The sequence below is a fragment of the Lactiplantibacillus sp. 30.2.29 genome (genome assembly GCF_018991255.1).
In the GTDB taxonomy this organism is placed as follows: domain Bacteria; phylum Bacillota; class Bacilli; order Lactobacillales; family Lactobacillaceae; genus Lactiplantibacillus; species Lactiplantibacillus pentosus.
Genome location: NZ_JAGYGU010000011.1, coordinates 110,795 through 120,166 on the forward strand (window position 1 = coordinate 110,795; position 9,372 = coordinate 120,166).

The window sequence follows — 9,372 nt, forward strand, 5'->3', positions numbered from 1 at the left end:
CCGCAACCACTTTCTATTTTCAATATACACGACAGCTTGACACTGACTAAGGAAGCAGTTAGACTACTAGGTAGTAATACTACTTAGTGGGAGGTGGTGCAGCTTTGAAACAAACGCAATTACTAAAAGGCGTGCTTGAAGGGTGCGTGCTCGCAATCATCGCGGACCATGAAATTTATGGTTATGAATTAATCCAGGGATTGCGTGAAGCCGGTTTTGATTCAATCGTCAGTGGTACCCTCTACCCTTTACTGGCCAAGTTGGAAAAACATGGCGACCTTCAAAGCCGGCTAAAAGCCTCACCTGATGGTCCCAATCGAAAATACTATTCACTTACCGACCAAGGTTCACAATCATTGGCGGCCTTTAACCACCAGTGGTTCCAGCTCAAAGACCAGGTCGATCATATCTTATCAAGGAGGCAATTACCATGAGCAACACCAGTGACTACCGCCAACAACTCGATCAAATCGAAAGTCAATTACACCCGAATGACAAGAAATATTTTCAAGACTTACAATTATATTTATTGACTAAAAATCTAGTCCGCAGTGATGAACAAGCAGTCACGCTAGAATTATTGACGATGGGCCAGGATTTTTTAGACGCCAGTCAACACGGTGAAACTGCCACTGAATTCTTTGGTAACGAGCCGGCTGCACTCGCTGATGCTTTGCTCGCAGAATTGCCTCGAAGTACACGTTGGCAACGCCTGCAATTCATTGGCATATTGGTTCTCATCAGCTGGTTCTTCCTCCTGTTAGGTGCCGGGACGACCACGGGCCTGCAAATCAATTGGTTATTGCTTATCCTGGTTCCCTTCATTGAAATTATGGCAATCGAACTTATTTTCAAAATCATGAATCATCATGTCTATGACGCTCAGCCGCACTCAACCCTTCAATATATTTTGGTATCAGGCGTGACACTGGCAACCATTGCACTGATCGTTGGCTTGACAATTTCAGTACCGCGCATTGCACCCTGGTCGGTTAGTCTACTTCCCAACCCTTGGGGAATATTAGTCCAAATCTGTCAGCTCATTATTTGCCTTGGCCTGCTAGGTTTCGTTTTGATTAAAAAACGTCGCAGGCAATAAGCTCATTCAAAAAATGGTGTCCGAGAATCCATCGCTTCTCGGGCACCATTTTTCAATATGTCATTTCAGTTTTCTGACTATAAGTCGTCGCGATGCAACAGTTCAATCTCTTCACCCGCAGCTCGGCGGCGGTCGATATTGTCCTCACCCCAGACACACAATTCATGTAGCACTACTGACAAACTGCGCCCGTATTCGCTCAATCCATATTCAACTCGGGGTGGCACTTGTTGGTAGACCTTGCGCGTCACGATATTAGCCGCTTCTAACTCTCGTAACTGTTGGACGAGCATTTTCTGCGAGATTTGTGGAATGGCCCGCTCGAGCTCACTCGTTCGCATCGTTTTCTTCCGTAAGTGGCATAAAATGATTGATTTCCACTTGCCACCAATAATTTCCATCGACGCTTCAACACCGATATGGTACGTTGCATTCGCCATTTGGTTAGCCTCCATCCATACTTACTTTTTGGTGGGTATAGCACTTTAAAGTAGGTACTTGTTATTAAGTTACTAGCTAGTATAATCATTATTTATCAACTTAGCAATAGCAGGAGGCATATCTTATGACAAAACAGTTCAATCCTAGCTGGACGCTCTTTGCGCTCGCAATCAGTGCCTTTGCAATCGGCTCGACCGAATTTATCAGCGTCGGCCTGATGCCACTACTCGTTAATAGTTTTCATATCAATCTGGCGCAGGCTGGTCTAACGGTCTCGATCTACGCCATCGGTATTATGGTCGGTGCGCCGGTGATGACCTTGCTCACTGGTCGGCTTAATCGCCACCGCCTGATGATGCTGATTATGATTTTATTTATTATTGGCAATCTGTTAGCCGCCAGCGCCCCGACTTTTGGCGTCTTACTGGCCGGCCGGGTCGTCGCAGCGCTAGCCCACGGCATCTTTATGACGGTCGCATCCGTAATTGCTGCCGATGTGGTTGCGCCGGCCAAACGCGCCTCGGCTATCGCCATCATGTTCACCGGACTGACCGTTGCGACCGTCACCGGGGTTCCGTTGGGCACCATGATTGGGCAATTAGGCGGCTGGCGCTGGTCATTCATCTTCATTAGCGCCATTGGGATCATCGGGTTGCTCGCGGACTATTGGTTGATTCCACGCAACCTCCCGTTACCAAGCAAAGCAACGATTCGAGGAATTGGCCGCGTCCTGACGAATCCACAATTGGTCTTGGCTCTGCTCGTGACGGCACTCGGTTACGGCGGTACTTTCGTCGTCTACACCTACCTCTCACCATTATTGGAACAACAGATGCACTGGTCTGCGAGTGCTGTGGTTCTGATTCTCGTCGTCTATGGGTTGATGGTCGCCCTTGGTAATACCTTAGGCGGACGGTGGGCCAATGCACGGCCACTAATTGCCCTGTTCAAAATGTTCACTGGCCTACTCGTGACCCTTTTGATTCTGAGCGTGACCGGTTATAGTCACTGGCTTGGGCTGCTCACCGTACTCTTAATGGGCGTTTTCACCTTCATGAACGTGCCCGGTTTGCAGTTATACATTGTTCAGTTAGCTGAACAAAATACTCCGCACGATATTACGATGGCGTCCGCCTTAAACATCTCCGCGTTTAATGTTGGGATCGCCCTCGGTTCTGGCATTGGCGGACAAGTCACAACCAAGCTTGGTCTCGGGATGACCCCCATCTTCGGTGCCATCATGGTCGCCGTCAGCCTGGTGCTCCTTTTAGGGCTGATTTGGTTAGCCCGGCCAGCGAAGCAGTTGACTAGGAATTGCACCCAAAACTAACCGTTAATTCAAACGCCACCAAACCCAGGGCTGACACTAACTTTAGTAGTCAAGTTCACCTGGTGCTTGGTGGCGTTTTTTCTTGCTGACGGTTACGTGGAAATTATCGGTTTCTACTATATAGCGTGCTGTGCCAATGGCCGTCAAATCTTCGGCTGATTCTAAAATTTAGACGTCAAAGTTCAGACGCTTATTGGCACCAGAAACAGGTTTAGTGTTTGCTGTCACGATTGAAAACTTTCCAAATACCAACAGATTTTTCATTTAGGTCTGAAAAATTTCAATGTTTCCACACCCTTTGAAGCACATTTGACAGGACTAATCAATTGAAATCACCATCGTCTTTCTCCTCCAAAACACCGGTTTATTCGAATTTAGTGTTAACCGTTCCACCTTTAATAACACCTAATTGGGTCCACCAGCTGACTGAGACTTGCATTTTACCTTTCTGAAAGCTATAACGGTAATGGAGGAACTGATTACAATGATGGATTGTGAAACCAAGGCCGGACTTGGTTTCACAATATCATCGCCAGTCAATCACGCTTAAGGGGAAATGGGGACCGACATGCAACGTAAATCATTAGTTATTTTATTAACGAGTATTGTACTCATTATTGGCATCTTAACCACGGGAATGGTTAGGGTCATTGGCACCGCACATGCGACTGAACGGACCACCGCAACGACCCGGCAAACGATCCGTAAAACGACGCATCACACCAAGTCAGCAGTGAACTCACAGTCATCCGTCATGCGAACACCAATCAACTGGCGTAAATCATCAGAAACCGTCGCTTACCCAAATGTTAACGACTATCCTGACCTGTGGATTCACGTTTCACTGGCGAAGCAACGGATGACGCTGATCAATCATCACCACGTCCTGTACACGATGTACATCTCGACAGGGGTACCGACTGCGGACCGTAAAACGCCGCGCGGTACCTATCACGTTCAAGCGGAACGCGGGAAGTACTTCTACAGTTCGTCCGTCGGTGAAGGCGCGTCTTATTGGGTCTCCTGGCTCAATCATGGTGAGTATCTCTTTCACGCGACGCCCGTCGACGCGCAGGGGCACTTCATCAAGTCCGACGCCAATGATTTGGGCAAACGTCCATCATCGCATGGTTGCGTTCATTTGAGCGTTGCGGACGCCAAATGGGTTTATCAGAATATCAAATATGGCACCAAGGTCGTCATCGATTAAAAGTGCCTAGACGAAAAACTAGCAACGCATTTGCGGTCATCCGCAACGTTGCTAGTTTTTTTCATCGCTGAATTGATCAATTGGTCTGACAGCTATTTTACAACTCAGGCGAGCACTGCGACCACACTCACCATTGACTAACCGACAATTCAGCTTGCACCTTCATCAAATTTCAACTTCTGCGGCGACCTGATTAGCCGTCCGACTGTCCATCAGCGTCTCTGATTCGACATAAATTTTATGCCACATCATGAAAGTCAGGACTGTCCACAGTTTACGGGAATTGTCGCGAGTACCCGCACGATGTTCATCGAGCAAGTTCACAAAATAAGTTTTATCAAAATACTGCTCGGTTTGTGAGTCCTGAATGATTTGCTTAGCCCAATCATACATTTCATCCTTGAGCCACCAACGAATCGGCACTGGAAATCCGAGCTTTTTGCGATGTAGCACGTGTGCTGGGACGATCTCTTCGACGGCCTTGCGTAGAATATACTTCGTCGTCCCGTGGGCAATTCGTAACTCGGCTGGAATTTCCGCCGCCAAGTCAAAGACGGCGCGGTCCACAAATGGCGTCCGCAATTCTAGACTGTGCGCTAACGCCGTGCGGTCCGCATTGTGCAGTAAATCGCCGTTGAGCCAGGTATGCATATCGACGAACTGCATTTTTGAAATCGGGTCATAGTCTGCCGCCTCTTGATAGTAAGCCCTAGTGGCCTGTGGAAAGGTGTGATCCGCATTGTAATGCTTCATAAACTGCTGCTTCTCGGCCTCATTAAAAATAAACGCATTGCCGACATACCGGTTCTCTAGAGGCGTCGTGCCACGCATTAATAAGGATTTTCCACGGACGCCCTCTGGAATCATCGTTGCGATTCGTTGTAAAGCACCATTGAACGGCTTCGTATAGCGGAACGGTTTCAGTGATTCCGGTTCGTGGTAGATCGTGTAGCCACCAAATAACTCATCCGCACCCTCGCCGGTCAGGCAGACCTTGACGTGTTTGACCGCTTCCTTAGTTAAGAAATACTGCGGTACTGCCGCCGGATCTGCCAACGGGTCATCCATACTCCAGACAAAATGTGGAAAGGCCGCCATAAACGCTTCAGGCGTAATCATCATCTGCTTATTTTCGACCCCCAGCTGTGCCGCCGTTTCCTGAGCCACATCTAGTTCACTATAGCCCGGCCGTTCAAAGCCAACTGAAATCGTCTGCAGGTTGGGATTGAACTGTTTGGCAATCGCCACGACGATCGACGAATCGATCCCGCCTGATAAGAACGCCCCCACTGGTACATCTGAGCGCATGTGAATTTTGACGGAATCAATCAGCGTTGCTTTCAAGCGTTCCGCGTATTCCTGTTCAGAGCGCTTTACGGGATGGAACTCACGGTGGTAATACCGCTTGATTTGCGGCGCAGCGCCGAGTTCCTTAGTCAGTGAACAGCCCGGTGCCAATAACTTGATCTCTTTGGTCAGCGTCTCTGGTTCAGGCACGTACTGAAAGGTCAGATAATCTTGGAGGGCATCCTGGTCAAACTGCTTGTCCTTCAGGATTTTATAGATGGCCTTGCTCTCAGAAGCGTAGTAAAAATCGTTGCCCGCAATCGCGTAGTAGAATGGCTTGATGCCAAATTGGTCACGCGCGGCAAACAGCGTCTTCTCCTGTTTATCCCAAATCACAAACGCAAACATGCCCCGCAAATAAGTCGTTAGTTTCTCATGGTATTTGGCATACATGCCCAAGATCACCTCGGAATCCGAATCGGTCTTGAATGGATACCCTTCTTGAATCAATTGTTCACGCAATTCAATATAGTTATAAATCTCACCGTTAAACGTCAACCAGTACCGTTCATTGTCATACGATAGCGGTTGGTGGCCACCTGCCAAGTCAATAATACTCAGCCGCCGAAACCCCATCGTGATATTATCATCCGCAAAATACCCTTCGTCATCTGGCCCCCGGTGCACAATCATTTTCGTCATTTCGTGTACCAGCTCATCATACGCGGTATTATCCGCCAGCGTTCGGTCAGTCAGGCACCCAACTAATCCACACATTATCCTCACTCCTATACACAAGCTTGACCTTAGTGACAAGTGATGAACAACATTAAAGCATGTCACGCTCATCATTGACAGTCAGCGAGTTTGGACCGGACAACAACCAAACAAACGGTGTTTTCCTAGTATGCCGATTCCCCCAAAATACGGTTTTGGGCTGGCGTCATCTGCGGTCTTGCACTCAACAATGCTAATTATAGGGTGAAACTTGCCATCGTAACGGGTGCTTTAAGACGACCTCACGTCCATTTTGGTGCGTTTAAGACACGATTCGGCCATTTTAAGACAACGGGCGTGACGATTGCAAAAAAACTGGGTTAATCAGAACTTTTCACGAGTCCAACTAACCCAGTCGATGCTTTTTTCAAGTTTCTGTGCACAACCCTGATGATGGTTATCTCTTATTGGTGTGGCAGCCGATTCTTCAAGTCAATACTTACCAATCCGTCTAGCTAGATACCGACTGGCTTGAGCAGAGCATAGCACGCGTTCCCCATCGGCCATTGTTACTTGCCGATAGCGCTTGTCCAAGGAACGAATACGCGTGAGATTCACAACGTATGACTTATGACAACGATAGAAATTATCGTTCAAATCAGGAACGTCCTTTAACAAGCCGTAATACTCGAGTTCCCCATCATCGAGATGCACCACAATTTTATGCGGGTTCAGCGAACTTTCGAAGAACAACACGTGCTGCACCTCTAACGAACGAACCGTCTCGCCAATTTTAATCTGAATCAACTCTTCTTGAGGCTGTTCTTCGGATTTAAACCGTGTTTGGGCGACTGTTAAGACTTGCCTCAACCGATCATACAATTGGTCCGGAAAGTCTTTCAAAATAAAGTCGAGTGCTTCGACCTGATACTGAAAAACTGTTAGTGACAGTTCAGTATGCGTCGTCACAAAGATAATTTTATTGCGACCACCTAAGTCACGAATTTCGCTGGCCAGTTGAATGCCGTTGATATCCGAATTTAACGCAATATCCAGTAGAAAGACCGCCTTCTCAGGCGATTGACTGCGAACACTGGCCAGGATTTCATGCGGGTCTGAACTACTCAGGCCAAAGCCCATGTCCAGTTGGCGGTCGATAATGACTTTGCTGACCAGTTGCTCAAGCTCCTGGAGCTGCTTTGGATCATCTTCACAAATATATACTTTAATCATACCTCTTCTCGCGCCACCGTTAGCCGTTGAACAAACCGGTTCTCCAGAACGCGCGTCTCCAATATCATATTTTCATTTCGATTGACAATGGTCCCCAACCGATTCAAGCCTAATCCACGATTGGTGCCCTTCGTGGAATAGCCCACTTCTTTCAGCTGCCACAATGGGGGTAATTGTTCAAAAAGATTATTTTGAATTAAAAATACCGTGCTGTGGGCCGTCTGAAAAATCGCACTGGTGATTTCGCCATGGTAATTTCCGACCACTGCTTCAACAGCATTGTCTAAAATAATGCCTAGTGCGATATCCAAATCTAGTTCATTAGTCGCAACTCGTTCAAGCACCTGCCGTAACTCAAAATGGACCTTGATTCCTTGGGATTGGGCATAGTTCAATTTGTTGAATAGGATACTCTTGACTGATTTAACTTTAACCCGACTCAAATCCTCAAGATTATACTGTTCATCCGCAACGCGTTTCGTCACGGGTGCAATATTTTTTTGATAATATTCTTGTAATCCCGTAAGATCATCTGTTTTTAAATACTCACTAATTGAAAGCATCATATTTTGATAATCATGCCGAAAATTACGCAGTTCATTGTAATGAACCTCAATTTCATTCATATAGCGCGTGTCATTCTTGATTTGTGCCTGTTGCTGCTGCACTTGATACTTCGCACGAATCGTGATTCGATATTCATCATAGAGCGCCACTGCCAGGCCAATCACGACTAATAAGACGACTAAATTACTAACCACTAGTCGTAGCTCGTCGTTCAGGCCTTCACTGACGATGATATACAGATAAATAACCAATAGTAATACCCCCGTGACTCGATTCAAACTTGGGCGGTTAAAGGTCGATTTAACATGGGTATTCATCAAAATAACATTGAGAATGACCAAGCTCAACAATTGTAAGCTCGCAAACGTCAGCAAGTAGCCCCCGTCGAATTTTAAGGCATACACGATCAAGTCACTCACATGATCGATCACAATCGACCAAATACCTACTTGCAGTCCAATCAAAAACGATTCGCTCAGACTTCGCGTCCGTCGCCACGCATACAGCATCACCATCAATAATATCGGCATCGACGCATAAGTTCCGATACTATCAAAAATCCACCGGCTGATCATAATGACTGCCAGCGCATACCCAGTATCTAGATAACTGAACGTCCCCCAGTCTCATAAGATTGATTTAACAAATAAAAACAACACGCCGGTTTGAACAAAAACCATCAGTGTCTCGCTTCGCATCAATGCTGTCATAGTGTTATTGCTGCTAATTCACCAGGCCAATCCCATCGCCAACCGCTCGTGCTGACCTGTAATCGTGGATAAGTCATCAGCAGCGCCCCTTCCCCATTTTTAACACGCTTGTTTCAAATCGTTACTAACTAGTGTAAAACAGACGGAATGACTTGAAAAGCCGCCAACGGGTATAAATCATTCAACTTAAGCTTAAACGCCCGATTTTCACTGACAAGCCAACCTAATAAAACGGACAACGCGCCCATATTTTGTCACCCACAATCCAAAACAAACGCGGCCCACTGATAGTCATCATCGAATACCAGCAGGCCGCATTGATTAAAAATTAAAGTCTAGTTGCGCTTCATCGCATCCCAAATCAACTGAAAAATATCGTCAAAACTGTACTGTGTTGCAGAATAGCGTCCTTGACTAATGTTGGTCGTATGGGTGTGAATCGTTGAGAACACCACCCCCATGTGGAGACTGACCGGCAGTGGCTTGATGACTTGTGCATCAACGGCCGCCGTTAACAATTTGACCACAATATTGTTGGGGTCGGCCACGCCGGGCAACATCGTCATCGGCTGCCCGTTGAGTGCTTTGATCTGCTGCATGATGGTCAGGCTGTCCGGATGTGCGAGCGAATAATCATAGACTTGCTGAACATATAACCGAATGCGCGTCGACAAGTCAATCGTGGCGTCACTTAAGCGTGCAATATCTGTCGTGCTCAAAATGCGAGTCGTTTCGCGCGCATAGACACTATCGATCAACGCCTGTTTATTTTTAAAGT

At 46.9% G+C, this 9,372-nt stretch carries 9 protein-coding genes; 4 read left to right on the plus strand and 5 right to left on the minus strand.

The features are described from left to right. The first annotated feature begins 104 nt into the window (after nucleotides 1-104). Together KGF65_RS07840 and KGF65_RS07845 are read left to right on the plus strand one after the other, a co-directional pair. Nucleotides 105-434 carry a PadR family transcriptional regulator gene (locus KGF65_RS07840; RefSeq protein ID WP_101872854.1) on the plus strand — a complete coding sequence of 110 codons (330 nt, stop codon included), beginning with the start codon at nucleotides 105-107 and terminating at the stop codon, nucleotides 432-434. Next, nucleotides 431-1,099: a hypothetical protein gene (locus KGF65_RS07845; RefSeq protein WP_101872853.1), complete on the plus strand. Its 669-nt coding sequence runs from the start codon at nucleotides 431-433 to the stop codon at nucleotides 1,097-1,099. Before KGF65_RS07840 ends, KGF65_RS07845 begins: the two co-directional genes overlap by 4 nt. Nucleotides 1,100-1,176: 77 nt before the next feature. Here KGF65_RS07845 and KGF65_RS07850 read toward each other — a convergent pair whose 3' ends face one another. After that, nucleotides 1,177-1,539 carry a helix-turn-helix domain-containing protein gene (locus KGF65_RS07850; protein WP_216748860.1) on the minus strand — a complete coding sequence of 121 codons (363 nt, stop codon included), beginning with the start codon at nucleotides 1,537-1,539 and terminating at the stop codon, nucleotides 1,177-1,179. Nucleotides 1,540-1,664: 125 nt separating this feature from the next. Between KGF65_RS07850 and KGF65_RS07855 the strand changes: the two genes are divergently transcribed. Beyond that, nucleotides 1,665-2,870 (plus strand): MFS transporter, encoded by a 1,206-nt coding sequence (locus KGF65_RS07855; protein ID WP_216748207.1) that lies wholly within the window; start codon nucleotides 1,665-1,667, stop codon nucleotides 2,868-2,870. A gap of 568 nt (nucleotides 2,871-3,438) precedes the next feature. Then, nucleotides 3,439-4,080, plus strand: a complete 642-nt coding sequence (locus KGF65_RS07860; protein WP_105923678.1) for a L,D-transpeptidase — start codon at nucleotides 3,439-3,441, stop codon at nucleotides 4,078-4,080. Nucleotides 4,081-4,245: 165 nt separating this feature from the next. Here KGF65_RS07860 and asnB read toward each other — a convergent pair whose 3' ends face one another. From asnB to KGF65_RS07880, 4 genes are all read right to left on the minus strand, one after another. After that, entirely contained in the window at nucleotides 4,246-6,144 is a 1,899-nt protein-coding gene (gene asnB, locus KGF65_RS07865) for an asparagine synthase (glutamine-hydrolyzing) (protein WP_101872851.1), read from the minus strand. A gap of 432 nt (nucleotides 6,145-6,576) precedes the next feature. Then, complete coding sequence (locus tag KGF65_RS07870) at nucleotides 6,577-7,317, minus strand: LytTR family DNA-binding domain-containing protein (protein WP_101872850.1); 741 nt, start codon at nucleotides 7,315-7,317, stop codon at nucleotides 6,577-6,579. Continuing rightward, a complete protein-coding gene (locus KGF65_RS07875) occupies nucleotides 7,314-8,459 on the minus strand; it encodes a GHKL domain-containing protein (protein WP_216748206.1) in 1,146 nt (381 codons plus the stop codon). The genes KGF65_RS07870 and KGF65_RS07875 overlap by 4 nt, the downstream gene beginning before the upstream one ends. Nucleotides 8,460-8,929: 470 nt before the next feature. Beyond that, the coding region (locus KGF65_RS07880) for a TetR/AcrR family transcriptional regulator (protein WP_216788192.1) at nucleotides 8,930-9,372 on the minus strand (443 nt) is incomplete at its 5' end.